The organism is Undibacter mobilis (assembly GCF_003367195.1).
GTDB classification, from domain to species: domain Bacteria; phylum Pseudomonadota; class Alphaproteobacteria; order Rhizobiales; family Xanthobacteraceae; genus Pseudolabrys; species Pseudolabrys mobilis.
In genome coordinates this window covers 2,900,588-2,923,042 of sequence record NZ_QRGO01000001.1, presented here as the reverse complement: position 1 = coordinate 2,923,042, position 22,455 = coordinate 2,900,588, and the positions used below count along the sequence as shown (strand labels likewise).

The following is a 22,455-nucleotide window of genomic DNA, read 5'->3' as shown; positions in this document are numbered from 1 at the left end:
ACCATGAGGCCGGATTACTGCGGCGCCGGCATGAATTTCGGATCGAACGTGCCCGGCGAGGGAATGAACTTGCGCAGCAGCCCCGGCGCGATGGCGCTCACCGGATTGACGGTGATGCGCGGCGCGCCCGGCGCGCCGGTCGCCTCATAGGTAATGCCGAGCAAACCCTCATTGCTGCCCCCAAGGAACAGGCCGACGATCGGAATCTGCCCGAGGCCGAAGATGTTGTTGAGGCCGTAGAGCGGCACGAAGGTCCCGCGCAAATGAAGTTCGCTCCGGGCAAAGTCCACCTGCCCTTCCACCGTCGCGCCGACCAGCGGACCACGCACCACGCCGTCGCGCACCGACATGCGGCCCGGCGATTTGGTGAAGCCGGCGCTCGCCTCGGCAAAGCCGATGCCTTGCGGACCGCTGGCGCCACTGGTCGCCACGATGCGGTCGAGCGCGGGCTCGCCGCGGATCACGAAATCGCGCACCACAATAGTGCCGACCTGCGGCTTCTGTTCCTGCGTCGGCGGGTCCATCGCCAGCCACATGCGCCCGCCGAAGATGCGCGGATAGGTGTCGGTGAAGCGGAACAGGGCGCCCGCATCGTCGGTCTCGAGATAGACGACGCGGTGATTGTCGCGCGCCCGCATGCGCAGGTCGCCTGACAGCGGCGTGTCGCGGCCGATTTTGGCGTTGAGATTGAATGTCCGGATCTGCCCGCCCCGGCGCGACAGCTTCAGGTCCAGCCCGCGCAAGGTCTCGCCATTGTGCCCCGCCACCGCGCCGATGCGGATATCGAGGTCGAGATCCATCTGCTTGCTCTTGGGGTCCTCGTCGGCGCCCGCCAGCGACGACTTGACGAAATTGCGCCCGTCATAGACGTCACCGCGCATCAGCACTTTCAGTGCGCCATTGTCGCCGCGGTCGACCTTCACCGACAGCTTGTCGCCATCGGACAGCGCAAAGGTCGGGAAGTTGGCCAGCAACAAATTGCCGTTATTGTCGATCTCGACCGTGCCTTTGACACTGGCGCCGGCGCCCTCGATGCTCAGATCCTCAAATCGCGTCCGGTTGGCGCTCTTGATCATGGCGTAGGTTGCGCGTGCCGGCTTGCCGGCCGGCTTGACCCAGCCCGGCAAGAGACTGTCGATCTTCACTGGCGTGAGATCGGCATCGATATTAAGCCGTTCGTCCTTGATGTTGTCGCCGACCGCGCCGGTCGCCTTGATCGGGATCGTACCCGTGACCGATGCGCCGAAATCGAAACCGAGCCGCCGCCGCGCCGCTTCGTCGATCGACGCGGTCATGGAAAGTTGGGCGCTGTCGTCGCCCTTGCCGCGGCGCAAATCGATCTTCGCTGCGGTACCGTTGACCTTGACGTCGCCCTTGATCGAATAACCGGTGTTCGAGGCATTCACCTTGAGCGCCTGGGCTTCGATCTTCTGACCGAGCAGCAACTTGTCGGCGGCAAAGTTCTGCAGATCGGCATCGACCGAATAGCTGGTGGCATCCGGCGGAATTTGTTTGGCCAACGGCAGTTTGATCGTCACTTGTGCCGACATGGTGCCCCGGCTGGTCGCAGGGTCGATGGTCAGTCCCATCTTGTCGCGCAAGGTATCGGACGCCAGCAGCGCCGCAGCTGCCGGTACCGTCCCGTCGGCGCGAAACGTCGTAGTCGATGGCGACGGCTTCAAATGCGTATTCGGAATCGAGAACACGCCGCTGGCAACGTTCAGCTTGCGGCCACCCGCAACTTCGACCGTCCCGCGACCGAGATTGACCGTGGCAGAGGCGCCGGTGACACGGACGGTGAGATCGGCGTCGCGAATTTCCGGCAGATCGTCAACCGGCCGCAGCGTCGTGCCGCTGGTTTCGATATCGACCGACAAGCCATCCTCGGGCGTCGGCGGACCGCCATCCTTGAAATTGCTCATCGGCGCATTGCCGGCGACGACGACGCGCTCGACGATGCCGCTGCTGATGTGGCCGTCGACCCATTCGCGGACCTCGCGGGCGGCAAAGATCGGCCACAGCTTCATCATGGTCGGCAATTGCATGCGCGTACCGGCAACGCCGAAAGCGATGTGCGGCTCGCCTGAAAAATCCAGGCTGCCCGTTACTGCCACAGCGACATTGAACATGGGACGGCTGTCGACGCGGCTGATGTCGCCCTGATCGAGATCGAAGCGCTTTTTCGCCGGGTCGAAGCGGCCGCGGATATTGACGCGGTTGAGCGCCAGGCCGTCATTGGCCTTCGGACTACTTGCGCCGAGAATGACCGGATCGATCACCGGATCGCCGCGCGTCACGTCGAGCCGCCAGACCGCGTCGTTGGGCGCCGGCGGCTCGAGGGTCGCACGCAAGGTGAACTGGTTGGATCCCGCATTGATCTGGAACGGCACGATCAGATTGCCGCGCCGCGCGTCCCAGTTGAACCGCGCATCGATGCGATCGATGTCGTAGCGAACCGTCTCCTTGCCATGGTCGATGATGGTGCCGGGGTCCGAGAAGAATTCACCCTGCACAACACCGGGCTTTCCGTCGGCACCGACCTCGGCCCGCACCGAAGCGGAAATCGGGAGGTTGACCTCAACCCCGCTGGTATCGAGGCGAGCCGCCAGCATGAGGTCGCTTGTCGACACCTTGCGCGCTTCCAGGCCGAGCGCGCGGACACCATCACCGAGCGGCCGCATGGCGGCGCTGATGATCCACGGCCGCTCGGGATTGACCGATTCAAGTCGGAAGACGACGCCGCCCTGCTCCGGTCGCGTCAGGCTGGCATTGATGCGGTCGAAGGTCAGACGCTTGCCGGTGCGGCGGTCGTCGACCATCAGGCTGCCGTTCTTGAGACCCACCTCGCGCAACTCGTGGCCGTCGAGACCACTGGCGCCGACATTGTCGATCCACGTCATGATGCCGGCGAGATCGGCGAAGGCAGCGCGGGGCGACTCGATGGCAGACGCGTCCTGCGGCGGTGCGTCACTCTTCGGTGCCACCGCAGGCTCCAGCGTTGGCGGCGCGGACATGATGGGGCGTCCTTCGCCGCCGGCGAAAACGGTAACGCGACCGTCGGTTTCGATCCGGATCGACATCGCCGCGCCGACCAGATTGAGGCTCTGCGCGCGCACGCGGCCATACAGCAAACCGAGACCCGAGAGGCCGACCTCCGCCTTGGGTGCGCTGGCGACCACGACGCCTTCGGCGTTGCGCACCTCGATATCGCGCAAGCGCAGCGAGGTGCGCCCTCGCTCGTCGCGTTCGATTTGCGTGCCGCCGACCGATACCTTGTCGCCGGCGCCGAAATTCTCCTCGATCGCCTGCTTGAGCCACGGTGTGGCGATGTCGAGTTCGATGGGGCCGGAATTGAGCCGCCACCACAGGCCGGCGGCAGCAACCATGATCACCGCCGTCGCCAGCGTCAGGCTCCAGAACAGCCGGCGGAACGTACGATGGCGTAACACGCGCGCGACACTGCGGCGGAGCCGGCTCCAGCGCCGCCTGACGCTCCGCTTGCGCCGGTGTCGACCCGTCTTTGACGCATCCTTGGCCGGCCTCACATGGGCGAGATCGTGGCCATGGCGGTGCCGCTCGGCGTGATCCTTGTGAGCCTTGGGCGCATGATCGTGGCGAGCGCGAGCGGCCGCATCATGCGGCTCGATCTCCTGCGCGGCCCGCGGGCCGGGATGATGCGGCTGGCTGCTCATGCCCTCATGAAATATCCGTGGAAAGGCGTCGGATGATCGACTCGGGCCGCGCCTCCCCTGCCACGGCGGTATGCCATTCTGTGAAACCGGCGGCCACTGGCACGCACCGGCCTTGTCCCCATGCGCGAGGGCCGGTTGCAGCCGCCCGACGCAAATGGCATGGCCGAGAATGACCGCGCGAAAGCGACGAAAGGAAGGCACATGCCCACGAAAAAGTCCGTCAAAGCATCTGTGAAAAAGGCCGCCAAACCCGCTGTGAAGAAGACCGCGAAATCTTCTGCGACAAAGCCCGGGCTTGCACCCGGCGACAAGGCCCCCGCCTTCAAATTGAGCCGCGACGACGGTAGCGCAGTGTCGCTATCCAGCTTCAAGGGCCGCAACCTCGTCCTCTACTTCTACCCCAAAGCCGACACGCCCGGCTGCACCCAGGAGGCCATGGACTTCTCCCGGCTGCGGACCGCTTTCGCCAAGGCCAATACCGACATCCTCGGCGTCTCCGCCGATCCGGTCGTCGCACAGGCCAAATTCAAGGCCAAACACAAGCTCGGCGTCGCGCTTGCCTCGGACGAGACAACCACAATGCTTCAAGCTTACGGGGCGTGGGGCGAGAAATCGATGTACGGGCGCAAGTTCCTCGGCGTCATCCGCAGCACCTTCCTCATCGACGGCAAGGGCCGGATCGCCGGCGTCTGGCCGTCGGTGAAGGTCGCCGGCCACGCCGAGGCGGTGCTGGAGGCCGCGCGCGCTTTGGTCGCGGACTAAGCCCATGACGATGCGGCACGAATCCAGCCCCTGACATCATCTTTTTACCGGATTCTTAACCATGTCGGGCTGATATCGGGGCATGGTCCCGACCCACGCGGCGGCGGCCTCGCGTGGAGCGTTCATGTCCCAAGTCGCCTATTCCCAGTACGACCACCCCGGCCAGTCCCGGACTCCGTCGGCAGAATCGGTTTCGCGACATCTCCATCGCGCGCACGCGGCCAACAAGGGCCACGCTCACGACTATACGCTCGTCCATCATGGCCGGCAGGTACGTGTCGGCCCGGTAGCGTTCTGGATCGTGGTTGGCACCCTGGTGATCATGGGCGTCTGGTCGATCGCGACCGGCACCTATTTCGCTTTCCGTGATGACGTCTTGACCGGTCTGATCGGGCGCCAGGCCTCGATGCAGTTCGCCTATGAGGATCGCATCGCCGAACTGCGCGGCCAGATCGATCGCATCACCAGCCGGCAACTGCTCGATCAGGAACAATTCGATCAGAAAGTTCAGGCGCTGCTGCGCCGCCAGCAGCTGCTCGAACAACGCACCGCCGCGATCGCCGGCGACGTCGTGACCACCGGCTCGATCAAGCCGGCGCGCGTGCCGGAACTGCGCAACGCGCCCGTTAAGCCCTCGCCCATCAGCGACACCGTGATCTTCACCGCGCCACCCGACCGCGAGGCCCGCCTGCAGTCGCGCGAAGGCACCAGCGGCAACACCAGACTCGCCGACGCTGCCAATTCCGCCGGCATGGACGGCATGCTCGCCCGCGTGTCGTTGTCGCTCGACCGCATCGACCGCAAGCAGACCGCCACCCTCACCGACATGGAAGAGAAGGCCGACAGCAAAGCGCGCGCCATCGGCGGCGTGCTGTCCGATCTCGGCATCAGCGTGCCGAAGGTCTCGCCCGCAGCGCCGAGCGCGACCGGCGGGCCCTACATTCCCCTCAAAGCGCCGAAAGGCGACACCAGCGCCTTTGCGCGCCAGCTTTATCGTATCAATGTCGCCCACGCGCAGATCGACCGCTACATGCGCACGCTCACCAATGTGCCAGTGCGCAAGCCAGTGGTGGGCTCGATGGACATGAGCTCACCTTTCGGTTCGCGCATGGACCCCTTCCTCAGGGGGCCGGCGATCCATACCGGCATCGACCTGCGCGGCGATACCGGCGACCCGGTGCGCGCTACCGCCAGCGGCCGCGTCGTCACAGCGAGCTGGCAAGGAGGCTACGGCAATATGGTCGAGATCGACCACGGCAATGGCCTCTCCACCCGCTACGGCCATATGTCGAAGATCGAGGTGAAGGTCGGTCAGCAGGTCGCCATCGGCCAGACCATCGGCCGCATCGGCTCAACCGGGCGCTCGACCGGCCCGCATCTGCATTATGAAACACGCATCGACGAGCGCCCCGTCGACCCGCAGAAATTTCTGCGCGCTGGCCTGCGCCTCGGCTCCGGCGTGCTCGGCTCGAATATCTGAGGCATCCCTAAACGGCCCGATAAAACAAAAGCGGCGCCCGTCTGGCGCCGCTTTTGGCATTCGCTCGTCACTCGCAATCAGTTGATCCTGATCACGCGGACGGTCTGTTCGCCGGTTTGCCCGCCGGTGCAATTGAGATAGGGCCACGGCTCACCCGCGCAGGATTTCGCTGCGGTCTGCACCGCTTCGGTGCCGGGGGCCATGGCAAGGCGGCTGCCCGGCGCGGTCGCGGCGGTGAAGATGCCGGCAATGAGCGCGGCCGTTATCACGGCATAAGCGGCGTTGAAGGATCGGGTCACTTTGAACACGACACTCTCCTGTTATCTGACGGCCGCACTTCGTCCAGCGGCCCTTGTTATTTGTCAGACTAAAGAGGCTCCCGCGGTCCGGCTGTGCTGGCCATCACGCTTTCGCCGACGGTCAGAAAAGCCTCTCGGCGGGTCTAACGTTCCGTCACGACTTCTTGACTCCCTATTATTCCTTATAATACCATTTTAAAGGAATAATATGGAGCAATTAATGGCACGCGATCTCCTTACTGTGGATGCCGCGGCGGAGCGGCTGAAGCTGCACGTCAAGACCGTGCTGCGCTTTATTCACGACGGCCGCCTCCGCGCGACGAAGATCGGCAAGCAATATCGGATCCTGCGTTCCGATCTCGACGCCTTTGCCGGAGCGGGTTCGGCACCGAAGACATCAGGCACCCGTGTCACAGCGGTCATCGATGTGCCTGACGTTGATCAGGAGCTTCTGCGCCGGCTCACGTCGGTCGTGCTTGGCGCTGCAACAAGCAGCGAGCAGCATCCTGACGCCTTATCGATTGACATCGCGCATGATCCGATACGACGCGCCGTCAAGGTGATCGTCGTCGGAACGCCCTCGGACGTGAGCGGTCTCCTTAGACTCGTCGACGCGTGCGTGGAGGCCTGACCCATTGGCATCAGTCTTCAAATCCCCGCACGGCCAACAGATCGTCCTCGAACGCTATAAAGAAATCCTGGAACACTGGCCGGTTGCGCATCGCCAGCACCGAATTGCCACCCGCCACGGTGAAACATTCGTCGTTGAGAGCGGTCCCGAAAATGCGCCGGCGTTGATATTACTGCATGGGACAGCGGCCAACGCCGCAAGCTGGACCGTCGACATTCCGATATGGAGTCAACATTTTCGCGTTTTCTGCGTCGACATAATCGGTGATGCGGGCCTCAGCGCACAGATTCGGCCGCCCTACGATTCCGATGCGCATATGGAATGGTTTGACGATGTCTTGAATGGACTCTCCCTCGCTACTGCCGCCCTTGTCGGCATGTCGCTGGGAGGCTGGGTGGCGCTCGACTATGCCACCCGCAGACCCGAACGCGTAAGCAAGCTCGTGCTACTCAGTCCCGGCGGTGTGGGCAAAGCCAAAAACATCCTGCTTTGGGCAATCCCACTGCTGCTACTCGGACCTTGGGGGCGACGCAAAATGCTTGAACGTATTGGCGGACGCATGGACGAACCTTTGCCGCCATCTGCTGCCGCAATTGTTGATCTCTCCAACAAGATATTCACGCACTTTATCCCGAGGAGATCGTCGCTTCCTCAGTTCAGCGACGAAGCGTTACAACGGCTAAAGATGCCGGTTATGGCCATCCTTGGCGGGAAGGATGTGTTCATCGACGCGCGGGACACACGGCACCGACTGGACCAGAACGTACCCGACCTCACAATGCGCTATCTCCCTGATGCACGGCATTTCATTCCCGGGCAGACTGAGACGGTTCTGCAATTCTTGCAGGGCGCAAGTGACACCGGCGCGGCGGCGCAGTAGCTCAGCCGCCGCAACAGCGGCACCGTGGCCACAGATCGGCCTTTCCGCGCCGAGTTTACTCCACGTCCTCGACGCTTTCCGGCCCGCCGCCGAACGCCTTCTGCGCCAGAGCAGCCTGCATGAAGGGATCGAGGTCGCCGTCGAGCACGCCCGAACTGTCGGACGTCGACACGCCGGTGCGCAGGTCCTTCACCATCTGATAGGGCTGCAAAACGTAAGATCGGATCTGGTGGCCCCAGCCGATATCGGTCTTGGCGTCCTGTTCCGCTTCCGCGACAGCCTCGCGCTTCTTGACTTCGCGCTCGAACAGCTTGGCGCGCAGCATGTCCCAGGCCATGGCGCGGTTGCGATGCTGGGAGCGGTCCTGCTGACACTTTACCACGATGCCGGACGGCTCGTGCGTCAGGCGCACCGCGGATTCCGTCTTGTTGACGTGCTGGCCGCCGGCGCCGCCCGAGCGCATCACGTCGGTGCGCACGTCCTTCTCGTTGATCTCGATTTTGATGTTGTCGTCGACCACCGGATAGACGACGACGCTGGCGAATGACGTGTGCCGCCGCGCATTGGCATCGAATGGCGAGATGCGCACCAGACGGTGAACGCCGTTCTCGCTCTTGAGCCAGCCATAGGCGTTGTGACCTTTGATCTGCACGGTCGCCGACTTGATGCCGGCGCCCTCGCCTTCGCTCTCTTCGAGCCAGTCGACCTTGTAGCCCTTCTTCTCGGCCCAGCGCACATACATGCGCAGCAACATGCCGGCCCAATCGTTACTCTCGGTGCCGCCGGCGCCGGCGTGAACTTCGAGATAGCAGTCGTTGGCGTCGGCTTCTCCCGACAGGAGCGCCTCGAGCTCGCGCCGCGCCACCTCGCCCTTGAGGCCCTTGAGCGCCACCTCGGCATCGGCAATGGTCGCAGCATCGCCCTCGGTCTCGCCGAGTTCGATCAGCATCAGATTGTCTTCGAGGTCCTGCTCGATGCGGGCCAGCGCTTTGAGCTGGTCTTCCAGCGCGTCCCGCTCGCGCATGGCTTTCTGCGCCTTGATCGGGTCGTTCCAGAGATTGGGGTCTTCGGCCGCCTTGTTCAGTTCGGCCAGACGTCGTGTCGCGGCATCGACGTCAAAGATGCCTCCTCAGCAGCCCGACCGACTGCTTGATCTCATCGACGAGATTCTGGGTTTCCGCGCGCATAACTGCAAATTCCGTGCTCGATTGCGTTGCGCATGTAGCCTCCCCGGAGGAGTCCCGCAACCCCGGCAGAAAATCCGTCGTATTCAGGCGCAATGAACGCGTTTGAGCGCGCGGTAGACGGTGGCCCGGCTAACGCCGAGGCGCATGGCCGCGTCGGCGATGCCGCCGGGCTTGCCATCGGTTTCGGAGATCGCCGCGATGACCAGCCCGTCGTCCAGCTTGCGCGGACGCCCGACATGGCGGCCCCGCTGGCGCGCCGACAGCATCCCGGCCTTTGTCCGTTCGGAAATCAGAGCGCGTTCGAACTGCGCCAGCGCCGCCATGATGTGGAACACCAGCACGCCGCCCGGCGAACCGGTATTGATCGCTTCCGACAGTGAAACCAGGCCGATACGGCGGCGGTCGAGTTCACTCACGACCTCGATGAGATGCGGCAACGACCGGCCCAGGCGGTCGAGTTTCCACACAACCAGGTCATCGCCTACCTTCAGTTGTAAAAGGCATTGCCCCAGACCGGGTCTATTGCGACTGGCGCCAGAATACGCCTCATCTTTAAATATAAGATCGCAACCGAAACGTTTCAATGCATCGACCTGTAAGTCGATCGACTGTCCATCTGTAGATATGCGCGCATAGCCGATACGCATGACCACGCTTTAACACCCGCTATACAGAACTCTATACTTAGCACCCCTTATAATATCTAATAAATACAACAATATAATATAATATTACTGTCTCAAAAGTGTTCCTTTTTAGAACACGCCTTGTGGATGGCGTCAAGCGCGAATTGCATCCGAGCGTCGACCCGTGCCTAATCACAACCTTGGGTTACAGCGCGCTTTCCCATCCGACGGACGGCCGTCCAACGGCCGACGAGCGGCTCACGCCTCCTCCGCAAAAGGGAACGCTTTCGGTCCGGCAACGAACATAGAGCTGCATCCGCCGCTCCCGGTCCCCAAGCAGCAACCCCGCGCTCAAGCGCGGCCCTCAACGTCAAGGAGACGAAATATGGCTGCCCAGAATTACACGCTTCGCTTCAAGAACCGCAGCGGAAGCCAGCACGACTTTCTCTGCTATCAGCAGGGCATCGACGTCAACACGCCCTACATCTACACGCTGGCCTGGTTTGCCAAGCCGGTGGCGAACGGCGTCGACGTCGATTTCACCTGGTCGATCGACTACTCGTTCGTCTGGTCCGAGCAAGGCACGCTCAAGCCTGGCATCACCTTCAAGGCTCAGCAGGTGATTCCGGCCGACCTGACCACGGCCAATCTCACCACCTTCACCGACAGCGCCGGCGCGTTCCAGTTCGGCAGCCCGACCGCAGGTGGCACCGCCGGCTCGCTCACCGTCGATTGCGACGGCACCATTCCGAAGGGCGCCGCGACCGTGGGTATCGGCATGTCGGGCCAGGGCACGCATGTGGTGGCGGCCGAGCCGAACTTCGCCGCGGTGTTCAGCGTCCATCCTGAATACTGGATCTCGTTCGGTTCGTTCGAGCCCGGTCAGGTGGTCGATACCCAGACCATGGTGAACTCCGAGCAGGTCGACTTCCCGGTCAATGTCTACGGCATGACCGCCACGCTCGACAGCGGCAACAACTGGGCACTGGCGCAGGGCCTCGTCTGACGAGACCGACCGTGATGCGAGCGCTGCCTCCCCCGGGCGGCGCTCGCCGCGAGCCCCCGCGCTGCAAGGTGCGTTGTAGCGCGGTGGGCTCGCACCTTCCCCCATCGGATCAAAGGAGCTGCCCTATGTCCCGCATAGGAAGTCTGTTCGCCGCGATACTGATATCCGGCACCGCTGCCCTTGTGCCCAGCCTTGTGCAGGCTCAATGCGTACCCGCCGCCTTCGGCGCCGGATGGCTCAATGCTCAGGAAGCCGCCGGCGGCCACACGATCGCCCGACACGTCAACCAGCCGCTGGCGCAGATGATCAATCGCCTCTTCCTTGCCGGAGTGCCTGCCGTCGGCAGCTACCCGACGACCGCTGGCGCGCAGGCAACGATCACGGCCGCGCTGGCCGCGAACGCTGTTGCGATCAACACCTGGCGCGCAACCGGCGGCCTCGCCGGCGGCCCCGTCAATGTCGGCACCACGCGCGCCTTCGACTACGCCAATGCAGCGAACATCGGCACCGTGGCCTTCACGGTCGGCAATCCGCCCAACGCCATCGGCTGGAGTCAAACTTGCGCCTTCCGTGTTGTGCTGCGGGCCACCGGCGGCAATAATTGTCTGCTGCTGACGTCGTTTCCGCGGCCCGCCACACCGGAAGATCATTGCCCGTGAGCCATCCTGACGCCTTGTACGGCTATCTGGCCGGGCAGTTCGCCGACGCTGATCTCGCCGGCCAAACCGACGAGCAAGCGGCCGTCAACGGCCTCACGCCTGAGACGCGTGCGGCTTACGAGGACGTATTGCAGCAAGGCCGTACCGCCCTCGCCTCGGCTTCGTTCGATTGGACGAAAATTGCCGACTTCGCCAATCGACGTTTCGGCAATGAAGGCCAGGCGCGCCGCTGGCTGACCCGCATGATGGACGTGCTGGAAAAGGCGCTCAGGAACAGCTGAACCCGGGCATCACGGCTGATCGCACGGCGGTTTATTCCTCCCTGGCCGCCGTCGATCACGCGAGCCGCCTGACCATCCCCCTCGCGCCAGGCGGCTCGCGACAAGCTTTAAACGCGCCCGACCGGCTCCGGCCTACTTCAGCCCCATGCAATTGGCGTAGAAAGTCACCGTCGCCGGCCAGTCGGAGAAAATGCCGACAACGCCGACCTCCCGCGCCAGGACGTCCACCACTTCGTAGATCACGCCGTCATTGTTCACGACGCTGTTGATCGACTTGTAGTAATAGCCGCCGCCCTTTTGCAGTGGGCCGGAGCGCTCCAGCGACCAGGTAATGATGTTTAGCCCTGCGGCCTTGGCCTCCTTGGCGTAGGTCGACGGCACAATCTTGCCGTTCTCGACCGTGACCAGCAGCGGCATTGACGGCGCAATATAATTGACGCCCTGCGCCTTCAATTCCTTCATCGACGGCTTGAAGGTCGCGGCATTCATCGGATCGAACGCCTTATCGGTCTCATCGCGATCGTCGAGATAGACGGCTTGCTTGCCGAATTCCGGCTCGGCTTTGATCCAGTACAGCACGTCGGCCAGCCGGAATGATTGCGCAAACACGTCTGCGGCCGGCACGCCTGCGGCTTTATATTCGTCGATCATCGCCTGCGCATATTGTTCCTGCGTCCAGCCTTCATAGGGCATCGCCACCGATGGCGTCTTCAGTTCAGGCGTAAACTTGACGCCCATCTTCCTGCCCATCGCAATGTATTCGGCGTGCGTCATCAGCGTGCCGCCGGCCGCCGCATAGAGATCGGTGCGCCAGCGCGCGGTGCCGTTCATGTAATCCGCGACATTCGTCGCCTTTGTATCGGCGGCGTCCATCTTGCCGGTCAGCGTCTTGAACTCGGCCAGCGTGATGTCGCTGGTGCGGCATTCGGCGGAGGCCGGCTTGTCGCCTTCGGCCGGCGTGAACGGCTTGGTGCATTTTGCGGCGAGAGGGGTGCCAAGGATGTTGGTCGTCGTATGCAGGTCGTTCTGGGCGTGACGGCAGACCAGCTTCTTGTCTTTGGTGAAGGCAACGTCGCATTCCTGAATGCCAGCGCCCATGCGGTGCGCGGCGACATAGGATTCGGCGGTGTGCTCGGCAAACTGCAAGGGCGCGCCACGATGCGCGATGGAGAACAACTTGCGCTCCAGCGGTCTGTCGAGACAGGCTTCGAGCTTCGCCTTCAAATCCGGATTGCGGATCTGGCGGATCAGGAATTGCGGCCGCACGCCAACTTCGACCGGCGCAGCACCGGCAGCGCCGCCAGCGATCACCCCCAGAACACAGGTCAAGGACATTAAAGACCGCATGAAAAACTCCTTCGCAGGACACCCGACAGCCTCGACGCCACGCCGAGGTTTGACTAGGAGATGAGGCTAGCGGAGCTCGAATACCCCTTGATGACATTGGCCCCGAACGCCACCGGCGACATACCGCCCCTGCCGGTCGACCGTCTGCTGCGGCGGGTTTTAGCCGCGGGCCTTGTGGCCATTGCCCTCGTTCTCCTGCTCCAGCCTTTGTTTGTCGGCCTGCTCGTCGCAACGCGCAGCGCCTCCGACCTGCCGGCCATCCGCGGCCATATCGTCCAGGCCTTCGCCGACGGTTATCTGGCGAACGACGAGCAGCCGACGCGGTTCATGCATGGCGGCGGCCACCAGTTCACCGAATGCGCCGGGCTTCTGGTGGCGATCGACCCCGAATCCGATCCGTTGATTGCGGCGCTGCGGCCGGTGATGCATTCGCCCTATGTCGGCCCCTGCGGCGAAGTCGAAAGTCTCGCCAAAGGCGTCGCGACCGACAAGCGCACCGATTATGCGCGCTACTGGCACGGCTACCGCGTCTATCTGTGGCCGATGCTGAGCGTGTTCAGCCTCGAGACCGTGCGCATGATCAACCTCGTACTCCTCTATGCGGCGACGGCGTTCTATTTCATCGGCATGCGTCGCGCGATCGGCGCCACGCCGGCGCTTGCATTCTTCATCGTGCAGATGAGCCTGACCGACATCTGGCGCATGTGGAACATCACCACGCATACGCTGAGCACGATCCTGATCCTCGCCGGCGCCGGGCTGTTCGCCTTCCTCTATCCGAGGACGCGCAATCTCACGCTGGCCATTGTCATGGCGGCCGCGTTCGGCGCGGTGTTCAATTTCGTCGACTTCCTGATCAATCCGCCGCTGATGCCGATGCTGCTCGCCTTCATCGTCATCGCGACCGAATTGAAGAGCCCAATGCCGATCGCCAGGCAGACGGTTATCCCGGCCCTGCTGATGGCCGGGTTCGTCGCGCTCGCATGGTTCGGCGGCTACGGCGTGACCTGGGCCACCGAATGGCTGCTCGCGGTGTGGATGTCGCCGGACGGCCAGCAGGCCGGCCTGTCCATCATCAAGCAGATCGCGCTGCGTCTTTACGGCGTCGAGGCCGACTCCGTCGTGCCGATGTATCCGCTGATCCCGACGCTGACCATGATCCTGCAATCTTTCATCTCGGTCGGCAGCGTCGTCGTCGCCGCACTCGCCGCCGCGATGTTTGTCTTCCTGCGTGCGCATTGGCAGGCTTTCGACTGGCGGCGCTTTTTGCTGCTGAGCTGGCCGACGCTCATTGCGATGGCGTGGTTCGAGATCCTCAACAATCACACCCAGACGCATTCGCACTTCACCTATCGCAGCGAGTCCGCGGCCATCGCCATGGTGTTCGCGGCGGCGCTGCTGGCGACGAACGCACAAGCGACGATAAAGTCGCTGTTCGGCGATCTGTGGCGCGTCATAAGACAACGGCCGGCGCAAGCGCCGGCCGCGTAAGCGTCATCGTATGACGAGAGGCTAATACAACCCGCCGGTGCCCGAACGCACGGCGCGGCCCGATTCCGGCGAAATGCGCTGGCCGAAGAAGCCACCACCGCCCGGCTGACCGCCCTGCCCGTTGTCATAGCCAACCGTCGCATAGCCATCCGGCGGCGCGGTGCCGGGCTTGAAGGCTTCGAGGATCGCCTTCTGCGTATCGGGGCCGGCGCGCACGCCGGTCTTGACGTCGACGCGGATCAGCTTGATGCCCGGCGGCACGCGGAACGGAGCGCCCGGCTTGTCGGCGAGCGCATACTTCATGAAGTCCTTGACCACCGGCGCGGCAAGCTTGCCGCCGGTTTCGCCGCGCCCGAGCGAGCGCGGCTTGTCGAAGCCGAAATAGACGCCGACAGTGACATCGGTGGTGAACCCGACGAACCAGGCATCCTTGTAGTCGTTGGTAGTGCCGGTCTTGCCGGCGACAGGCTTGCCGACTTCCTTCTGGAAGCCGACGCCACCGGCGGTTCCGCGCTGCACGACACCTTCCATGATCGAGGTGATCTGATACGCGGTCATCGGATCGAGCACCTGCTGGCGCCGGTCGATCAGCGACGGCTCCGGCTGGTTCTCCCACTTGGCCGCGACGCAGCCGATACATTCACGCTCATCGTGACGATAGACGGTGTGGCCGTAGCGATCCTGGATGCGGTCGATCAAGGTCGGCTTTACCTTGCGGCCGCCATTGTCGATCATCGAATAGGCCGTGACCATGCGCAGCAGCGTGGTCTCGCCGGCGCCGAGCGAGAACGACAGATAAGGCGGCAGGTTGTCATAGACGCCGAAGCGCTTCGCATATTCGGCGATCAGCGGCATGCCGATGTCCTGCGACAGGCGCACGGTCATCACGTTGCGCGAATGCTCGATGCCGAAGCGCAAGGTCGAGGGACCGAAGAAATTGTTTTCGTAGTTTTCCGGCTTCCACACGCCGAGGCCGGGACCCTGGTCGAGTTCGATCGGCGCGTCGAGCACCACCGATGACGGCGTATAGCCGTTGTCGAGCGCGGTGGCGTACACCAGCGGCTTGAACGACGAGCCTGGTTGACGCAGCGCCTGCGTGGCGCGGTTGAACTGGCTCTGGTCGTAAGAGAAGCCGCCGACCATGGCGAGCACGCGCCCGGTCCACGGATCCTGCACGACAATGCCGCCTGAGACTTCCGGCACCTGGCGCAGACGGAACGTGCCTTCCTTCTTGGCGTCGGCCTCGACATAGATGACGTCGCCCGGGTTGAGCACCTGGCCGACCTTGGCCGGCGCCTTGCCGGACACCCTCGCCCACTTCATGTTGTCGAGCGGCAGGATGCCGATGTCGCGCGCGCGATCGACGCGGCCGGCCGGATCGCGGCCCGGCTGCAGGCCGACGCGGGCTGACTGGTCGCTGACCTCGAGCACCACGGCGCCGCGCCATGGCGCGATGTCGTTCAACGTCTTCACATCGGCGAGCTTGGTGCCCCAGTCGCCGGAAATATCGATCTTGGCAAAGGGCCCGCGATAGCCATGCGCCTCGTCATATTTGACGAGGCCGTCGGTCAGCGCCTTGCGCGCGATCACCTGCATCTTGGGATCGAGCGTGGTGCGCACCGACAGGCCGCCTTCGTACAGCTTCTTTTCGCCGTAGCGCTCGTAAAGTTCGCGGCGCACTTCCTCGGCGAAATATTCGGCCGAGAATGTGTGCGCGACGCTGGTCTTGGTGGAAACACCGAGCGACGTCTTCTTGGCGGCTTCGGCGTCGGCGGTCTTGATGAAGCCTGACTCCGCCATGCGGTCGATGACCCAGTTGCGGCGCTCCAGCGCGCGCTCGCGCTGGCGGAACGGATGATAGTTGTTCGGCGCCTTCGGCAGCGAGGCAAGATAGGCGGCATCCTGGATATTCAGTTCACCCACGCTCTTGTCGAAGTAGACCAGCGAGGCGGCGGCGATGCCGTAAGCGCCGAGACCGAGATAGATTTCGTTGAGATAGAGCTCGAGGATCTTGTCCTTCGAATAGGTGCGCTCGATCTTGAGCGCCAGCAGCGCTTCCTTGATCTTGCGCGTCATCGACAGTTCGTTGGTCAGCAGGAAGTTCTTGGCGACCTGCTGTGTGATCGTCGAGGCGCCCTGCGGGCGGCGGTTCGAGCCGAAATTCTGGAGGTAGTTGAACCCGGCGCGCGCAATGCCGGTGAAGTCGAGACCGCCGTGTTCGTAGAAGTTCTTGTCTTCGGCGGCGAGGAAGGCGCTGATGACGAGCTTCGGCACCGCCTGGATCGGCAGATAGAGGCGACGCTCGCGTGCATACTCGCCGACCAGCGAGCCGTCGGCGGCGTGGACGCGCGTCATCACCGGCGGCTCGTAATCGCGCAATTGCGAATAGTCCGGCAGATCCTTGGAGTAGTGCCACAACAGGCCCGACACCGCGGCTACGCCGACGACGAACAGGATGGTGCCCGCCGCAAACAGAAAGCCGAGGAAGCGCAGAAGAAATTTCATGAGCGAGCGATGCAACGGCCGCCCGTGGCGGCGCTGTCCCCTGAGGTTTCGGGCATCGACATCCCGGACTTTGCGGTCACGGCGGTCAAGTCCATGGCAAGACTGACACTTTGACCGCTTTTATGTTGAAACTGAGGCCGATTTCCAGCGCAAAACCTGTCATTTGGCGTCATCAGTTGGCCCCCGCCTGACCGCGTGCCAGCCGCGGCCCGAAGAAGTTATCGATGGCCTGCGCCACCGCCCCCGCCGTCTTGGTCTGCCAGGCATCCGAGATCATGAGCTTGAGGTCGTCCTTGGTGGACATGTAGCCGAGTTCGATCAGCACCGAAGGCACGTCCGGCGCGGTCAGCACCTTAAAGCCGGCCGACTTCAGGGGCTGCTTGTGCAGCCGCGCCGCAGTTTTGAGTTCGCCGACCACTGAACGGGCAAACTTCATTGAATAGGTTTTGGTTTCACGCTGCGCGAGGTCGAACAGGATGCTGGCAACGTCGTCCGGCTCCGCCGTCAGATCGACGCCGGCAATCGCATCGGCCTTGTTCTCGGCCTCGGCCAACCGCGCCGCCTCGGCGTCGGAGGCGGTTTCGGACAGGGTGTAGATCGTGGCGCCTTCCGCCTGGCCCTCGCCTTTGGGCAGCGCGTCGGCGTGAACCGAGATGAACAGCGCCGCGCCATTCGACCGGCTGAATTTCACCCGGTCGGTGAGCGGGATGAATGTGTCGTCAGTGCGCGTCATGGCGAGGCGGTACTTGCCGGTCTTCTCCAACCGGGCGCGCAGGGTTTGCGCAAATTGCAGGACCAGGTCCTTTTCCAGTTGGCCGGTCTGCGCCCGCGCGCCCTGATCGATCCCGCCATGCCCCGGATCGAGCACGATCAGCGGCCGGCTGTCATTGTCGGCTTTGGGGGGCATTTCCGGCATCTTGCCGGTCAACCGCCGCTCGGGTCCATTGTCGAGCGTGAGAGCCCGCATGAAACTGGCGCGGTCCGTGACAGCCAGATCGATGACCAGACGGGCCGGCTCGCCGGCTTCGGCCTCCAGCACGAAGGCCTTTTCGATCTTCACGGGGCCGGCAGTGTCGAGCACGACCCGGGAGCCGCCCTGCATGATCAGGCCGTAGCGGAACGCCTTGACCAGCCCCCGGCTCTGCTCACCGATCTTGTCCGGCAGGCGGAAGGCGACCTGCGGCATGTCGACGACCACCCGGTACGGGTTGGCGAGCGCGAAAGCCGCGACATCGATCTTCTGGCTCAAGTCCATGATGAACCGGGTCTTTTGGCCGTCACCTCCGACCCGGACGCCAGTCACGGCCGGAAGCTGGACGGTCTGGGCCATCGCCAGGCCAGCCACCATCCAGCCGCCTGCGAGGGCAGCGATAAACGCCAAAATTGCAGTTTTCCGACGTGCCACCGAATCCGACCCTTCCGGAGACGCGTTTTACCCCATTAGCGGCTGCGCCGGTTAATGGAAGTTGAGTTTTCGGCCGTCTTTGGCGTCATTTCCCACGAAGGTGTGACGTTTGCGACCCCGGCCGGCAACCCCTTGCTTGCCAACAGCAGATTCCGGCCGTACATAGGCAGGGCTGACGGTTTAGTTCCGGTTGTGCCGCGTTCGGGCATCCCGGCCCGCCAGTCCAGATCGGTCCCCCCAAGGAGGCAGGCCGATCGGACGGCGAAGCGAGCCGAAACCCTTGGTGCCAAGTTTCTTCAAGATTCTTGGTGCAAGGACACCCGGAACAGCGATTGGCCCCGTATTGGCCACCCGCGCTCCAGCCGGTCAGCGATGAGAAATCTCGGCAGCGCCCTGTTTTTGGCGTCGCCGCAAGCGCTACGGGTCGCACATTTATGCTGCCAAGGTCGCAGCACAAGCCATTCGAAGTCCATCGCTTTCGCGAACCCATCGTGACGGCACGCTACTGCTTGGGCTTCAGCCGGCTTCGCGGCCTTGACCTGTTCCGGCGTGAAAACGCGCCCCACCCTTCAAACCCCCATCAGGCATCCTCCCCGCGCCGCCGATCCGTTCTTCGGGTCGCGCCCCGGCTCGCGCCATCGTTGCGCGAACCGGCGGGCCGGACGGCCTCAGTGAGATATTCCAATGCCCGACAAAATGTTGATCGACGCGACCCACCCGGAAGAAACGCGGGTGGTCGTGCTGCGCGGCAATCGCGTCGAAGAATTCGACTTCGAGTCCGCTAACCGCAAGCAGCTTCGCGGCAACATCTATCTCGCCAAAGTCACCCGGGTCGAACCGTCGCTGCAGGCGGCCTTCGTCGATTACGGCGGCAACCGCCACGGCTTCCTCGCCTTCGCGGAAATCCACCCCGACTACTATCAAATCCCGGTCGCCGACCGGCAGGCCTTGCTCGCCCAGGAAGAGCAGGACGCCCGCCAGGCCGAAGCCGAGCACGAAAACCGCGCCAGCCGCGGCGGCCGCCGCAACCGTCATCGCCGCTCCGACCGCTCGCGCGACGCCAGCCGCTCCGAGGCGGTCGCTGAAACGTCGAACGAGACGACGGGCGAAGTCTCCAGCGAGGCGATCGCCGAAGCCGCGCTCGGCGGCATCTCGCCGACCGAGAACGATCGCACCGAATTTCCGCTGTCCGACGCTCCGGCTTCGGCCGACGTCGATACATCCGCTGAAGCACCTGCCGACATGCAGCCGCTGCCGACGTCGGAGGAACTTGACCTGCCGCCGCTGCGGCAGTCGCATATTGAAACGCCGGCCGCCGTCGAGACGGCTGACGAACAGCCGGTCGCCGTCCAACCCGAAGGCGGCGACGATCACGCCGAAACCGCCGACGAGGCTCTCTTGCCCGACGCGCAGTCGATCGTTGCCGACCATAACGGCGACGAACAGAACGGCGACGACGAGCACGACGACAACGGTCAGAGTGATGGCAATGGCGACGATCATCACGACGACGAGCCGGAGCAGGTCGAATCCGTCGGCGGCGCCGATGCGCTCGAAGAAGTCGAAGACCGCAAGCCGCGCTTTCGCCGCAACTACAAGATCCAGGAAGTCATCAAGCGCCGCCAGGTGATGCTGGTGCAGGTCGTCAAGGAAGAGCGCGGCTCCAAGGGCGCGGCGCTGACGACCTATCTGTCGCTCGCCGGCCGCTACTCGGTGCTGATGCCGAACACCGCGCGCGGCGGCGGCATTTCGCGCAAGATCACCTCCGGCGAAGACCGCAGCCGCCTCAAGGAAATCGCTCAGGAACTCGAAGTGCCGGAAGGCATGGGCGTGATCCTGCGCACCGCAGGCGCCGCCCGTACCAAGATGGAGGTCAAGCGCGACTTCGAATATCTGCTGCGGTTGTGGGAGACGGTGCGCGATCTGACGCTCAAGTCGATGGCCCCCACCCTCGTCTACGAGGAAGGCTCGCTGATCAAGCGTTCGATCCGCGATCTCTATTCCAAGGACATCGACGAGATCATCGTTGCGGGTGAAGCCGGCTATAAGGAAGCGCGCGACTTCATGCGCATGCTGATGCCGACGCATGCCAAGAACGTGAAGCTCTATTCCGATGCGCAACCTCTGTTCACGCGCTACGGCATCGAGAGCCAGCTCGACGCCATGTTCCAGCCGACCGTGCAGCTCAAGTCGGGCGGTTACATCGTCATCAACCAGACCGAGGCGCTCGTCGCCATCGACGTGAACTCCGGCCGCGCCACGCGCGAGCATCACATCGAGGACACCGCGCTCAAGACCAATTGCGAAGCCGCCGACGAAGTGGCGCGCCAGCTTCGCCTGCGCGATCTCGCCGGTCTCATCGTCATCGACTTCATCGACATGGACGAAGGCCGCAACAACCGCACGGTCGAGCGGCGCATGAAAGAGGCGCTCAAGCACGATCGCGCCCGCATCCAGGTCGGCCGCATCTCGCATTTCGGCCTGCTCGAAATGTCGCGCCAGCGCATCCGCACTTCGGTGCTGGAGAGTTCGACCGAGAAATGCCCGGTGTGCGGCGGCCTCGGCCACGTGCGCTCGGTATCGTCGGTGGCGCTGCAGTTGCTGCGCGCGATCGAGGACACGCTGAACAAGGGCGGCACGCATAACCTCACCGTGCGCACGCGCTCGGACGTCGCGCTCTATGTGCTCAATCACAAGCGCGCTCATCTGCGCGCGCTGGAAGAGCGCTTCCGCATCACGATCACCGTCTCGGCCGATCCGAATGTGGCGCCGCAGGTCTCGTACATGGTCGAGCGCGGCGAGCAGATCCACAGCATCGAACAGGCCAAGGCCATTGCCGCCGCCGCGCCGCCCTTGACCATTGCCATCGAGGAAGACGACTTCGTCGCTCCGGAGGAGCCGGAATACGAAGACGAAATCATCGCCGCCAGTGAGGACGAGGACGACGCCGCCGAGGACGAAACCGAAGCGGAAGGCACGGAAGACGGCGAAGCCGAGCGCGATGGCAGCCGCCGTCGCCGCAAGCGTCGGGGGCGTGGCCGCGGTCGCGGTCGTGGCGGTCCGCGCGACGACCAGCAGCCACCGCAGCAGCAGAATCTCGGCGAGCACACTGTCGCGCATGAAGATCATGACGCCGGTTCGCCGGAGGAAGATTTATCCGCTCCCGAACAGGAAGGCGAAGAAGCCGCCACCGAAGGCAGCGAAGCCAATGGCGACCCGCGCCGCCGCCGCCGTCGCGGACGCCGTGGCGGACGCCGCAACCGTCAGCGCGGTGACGAAGGCGTTCAGGGCAACGGCCGCGAGGCCGGCGAGCAGAACGGCGCGTTCGCCGAACGGGGCGTGCATGAAACCTCGGAAGGCGCGCCGCATCCGGTCCTCAGCGATGAGGATGCCGGCCTGATGGCGCCGCCCTTCCCGCAGCCGACTCCGGTTCACCAGGCAGCACCGGCGCCTTCGCCGACCACACCGGCTGCGAGCGAACCGACATCGGAAGCGGCACCACGCCGCCGTTCGACCATCCGCGAACCTGCGCCCGTTGGGACGAGCGAATCGACGGCGACGGCTGCACCGGTCCCGCCGGCGCCCGCACCAACGCCGATCCTTTCGTCACCTGCGGCGGCGGAACCGCCGAAGCGTGGCTGGTGGGCCAAGCGCTTGCTCGGCGACAAGAGTTAGCCGCAATCGGCCACCACATCGGACCCGCGGCGGAATCGCCGCGGTGCGCGAGGCCAGCCGGACTCGGTGAAAGCGTGCTATAATTATTTATGTTCCGCGCGCAGCGTGGAACCCGACGCGAAGGGACGACACCCATGCTCAAGATCTTGCCGCAGCTCAAGATCACCACGCTCGCGCTGGCGAGCCTTCTGCCGCTGGCTTTGGCCGCGCAGCCTGCCGCTGCCGCGACCAAGCAGGAGAAGATGGAAACCTGCAAGGCCGGCGCAGAACACGACAAGCTGACCGGCGCCAAGCGCGATGCCTTCATGAAGAAGTGCATGGGTGCCGGCAACTACGAGCCCAAGGCGCGTCAGGATGCGCTCAAGCAGGCCAAGTCCAAGAAGCCGGCGGCGACGCCTGCCGCTGCGCCGCCCGCGGACGAAGAGACCGAAGAGAAGGCGCAGTAATCCGGTTTATCGGGACTGCTTCAGTCTCCGTGCGTTCCCGCGCGCAAGCGGGAACGCAAAATGCGCAATCCCCGATCTGACAG

Annotated in this window: 18 protein-coding genes; 11 read left to right on the top strand and 7 right to left on the bottom strand. The window is 63.9% G+C overall.

Translation table 11 applies throughout. The annotated features are described in order from the left end of the window. Positions 1 to 14: 14 nt before the first annotated feature. A complete protein-coding gene (locus DXH78_RS13900) occupies positions 15 to 3,449 on the bottom strand; it encodes a DUF3971 domain-containing protein (RefSeq protein ID WP_168192814.1) in 3,435 nt (1,144 codons plus the stop codon). 96 nt (positions 3,450 to 3,545) lie between these two features. On the opposite strand from DXH78_RS13900, the gene DXH78_RS19925 reads away from it, so the two are divergent. From DXH78_RS19925 to DXH78_RS13890, 3 genes are all read left to right on the top strand, one after another. Then, positions 3,546 to 3,728, top strand: a complete 183-nt coding sequence (locus tag DXH78_RS19925; RefSeq protein WP_168192813.1) for a hypothetical protein — start codon at positions 3,546 to 3,548, stop codon at positions 3,726 to 3,728. Positions 3,729 to 3,893: 165 nt separating this feature from the next. Beyond that, positions 3,894 to 4,454: a peroxiredoxin gene (locus DXH78_RS13895; RefSeq protein ID WP_245416821.1), complete on the top strand. Its 561-nt coding sequence runs from the start codon at positions 3,894 to 3,896 to the stop codon at positions 4,452 to 4,454. 124 nt (positions 4,455 to 4,578) lie between these two features. Beyond that, on the top strand, positions 4,579 to 5,934 hold the full coding sequence (locus DXH78_RS13890) for a M23 family metallopeptidase (protein WP_115517898.1): 1,356 nt from the start codon (positions 4,579 to 4,581) through the stop codon (positions 5,932 to 5,934). Positions 5,935 to 6,011: 77 nt separating this feature from the next. Here the strand turns inward: DXH78_RS13890 and DXH78_RS13885 are convergent, their stop codons facing one another. Then, positions 6,012 to 6,242 (bottom strand): hypothetical protein, encoded by a 231-nt coding sequence (locus DXH78_RS13885; RefSeq protein WP_115517592.1) that lies wholly within the window; start codon positions 6,240 to 6,242, stop codon positions 6,012 to 6,014. Positions 6,243 to 6,453: 211 nt separating this feature from the next. On the opposite strand from DXH78_RS13885, the gene DXH78_RS13880 reads away from it, so the two are divergent. Then, the gene (locus tag DXH78_RS13880) at positions 6,454 to 6,864 is read left to right on the top strand and encodes a helix-turn-helix domain-containing protein (RefSeq protein WP_168192812.1); all 411 of its coding nucleotides are present in this window, start codon (positions 6,454 to 6,456) and stop codon (positions 6,862 to 6,864) included. A 4-nt stretch (positions 6,865 to 6,868) separates the two neighbouring features. After that, a complete protein-coding gene (locus tag DXH78_RS13875; protein ID WP_115517590.1) occupies positions 6,869 to 7,744 on the top strand; it encodes an alpha/beta fold hydrolase in 876 nt (291 codons plus the stop codon). A 55-nt stretch (positions 7,745 to 7,799) separates the two neighbouring features. On the opposite strand, the gene prfB is transcribed toward DXH78_RS13875, so the two are convergent. Together prfB and DXH78_RS13865 are read right to left on the bottom strand one after the other, a co-directional pair. After that, positions 7,800 to 8,931 (bottom strand): peptide chain release factor 2 gene (gene prfB, locus DXH78_RS13870; RefSeq protein WP_115517589.1). Its coding sequence is split into 2 segments (ribosomal slippage): positions 7,800 to 8,861 and positions 8,863 to 8,931, totalling 1,131 coding nucleotides; the frame shifts between segments, so codons are not numbered across the junction. Positions 8,932 to 9,014: 83 nt separating this feature from the next. Then, a complete protein-coding gene (locus DXH78_RS13865; protein WP_115517588.1) occupies positions 9,015 to 9,578 on the bottom strand; it encodes a recombinase family protein in 564 nt (187 codons plus the stop codon). Positions 9,579 to 9,942: 364 nt separating this feature from the next. Between DXH78_RS13865 and DXH78_RS13860 the strand changes: the two genes are divergently transcribed. The 3 genes from DXH78_RS13860 to DXH78_RS13850 all read left to right on the top strand — a co-directional run bounded on the left by DXH78_RS13860 (position 9,943) and on the right by DXH78_RS13850 (position 11,503). Then, positions 9,943 to 10,563 carry a protein rhiA gene (locus DXH78_RS13860; protein WP_115517587.1) on the top strand — a complete coding sequence of 207 codons (621 nt, stop codon included), beginning with the start codon at positions 9,943 to 9,945 and terminating at the stop codon, positions 10,561 to 10,563. Positions 10,564 to 10,688: 125 nt separating this feature from the next. Further along, the gene (locus DXH78_RS13855) at positions 10,689 to 11,222 is read left to right on the top strand and encodes an RNase A-like domain-containing protein (RefSeq protein ID WP_147292646.1); all 534 of its coding nucleotides are present in this window, start codon (positions 10,689 to 10,691) and stop codon (positions 11,220 to 11,222) included. Beyond that, positions 11,219 to 11,503: a hypothetical protein gene (locus tag DXH78_RS13850; RefSeq protein ID WP_147292645.1), complete on the top strand. Its 285-nt coding sequence runs from the start codon at positions 11,219 to 11,221 to the stop codon at positions 11,501 to 11,503. Before DXH78_RS13855 ends, DXH78_RS13850 begins: the two co-directional genes overlap by 4 nt. 132 nt (positions 11,504 to 11,635) lie before the next feature. Here DXH78_RS13850 and DXH78_RS13845 read toward each other — a convergent pair whose 3' ends face one another. Then, complete coding sequence (locus DXH78_RS13845; RefSeq protein WP_115517584.1) at positions 11,636 to 12,850, bottom strand: glycerophosphodiester phosphodiesterase family protein; 1,215 nt, start codon at positions 12,848 to 12,850, stop codon at positions 11,636 to 11,638. A gap of 90 nt (positions 12,851 to 12,940) precedes the next feature. Between DXH78_RS13845 and DXH78_RS13840 the strand changes: the two genes are divergently transcribed. Next, positions 12,941 to 14,341 (top strand): hypothetical protein, encoded by a 1,401-nt coding sequence (locus DXH78_RS13840; RefSeq protein WP_115517583.1) that lies wholly within the window; start codon positions 12,941 to 12,943, stop codon positions 14,339 to 14,341. A gap of 21 nt (positions 14,342 to 14,362) precedes the next feature. On the opposite strand, the gene DXH78_RS13835 is transcribed toward DXH78_RS13840, so the two are convergent. Both DXH78_RS13835 and DXH78_RS13830 read right to left on the bottom strand, forming a co-directional pair. Further along, entirely contained in the window at positions 14,363 to 16,846 is a 2,484-nt protein-coding gene (locus DXH78_RS13835; RefSeq protein ID WP_115517897.1) for a penicillin-binding protein 1A, read from the bottom strand. 172 nt (positions 16,847 to 17,018) lie between these two features. After that, positions 17,019 to 18,194 carry an N-acetylmuramoyl-L-alanine amidase gene (locus DXH78_RS13830; RefSeq protein WP_115517582.1) on the bottom strand — a complete coding sequence of 392 codons (1,176 nt, stop codon included), beginning with the start codon at positions 18,192 to 18,194 and terminating at the stop codon, positions 17,019 to 17,021. A gap of 741 nt (positions 18,195 to 18,935) precedes the next feature. On the opposite strand from DXH78_RS13830, the gene DXH78_RS13825 reads away from it, so the two are divergent. Then, positions 18,936 to 21,926: an Rne/Rng family ribonuclease gene (locus tag DXH78_RS13825; RefSeq protein WP_115517581.1), complete on the top strand. Its 2,991-nt coding sequence runs from the start codon at positions 18,936 to 18,938 to the stop codon at positions 21,924 to 21,926. A 134-nt stretch (positions 21,927 to 22,060) separates the two neighbouring features. After that, positions 22,061 to 22,372, top strand: a complete 312-nt coding sequence (locus DXH78_RS13820) for a PsiF family protein (RefSeq protein ID WP_168192811.1) — start codon at positions 22,061 to 22,063, stop codon at positions 22,370 to 22,372. Positions 22,373 to 22,455: the final 83 nt, after the last annotated feature.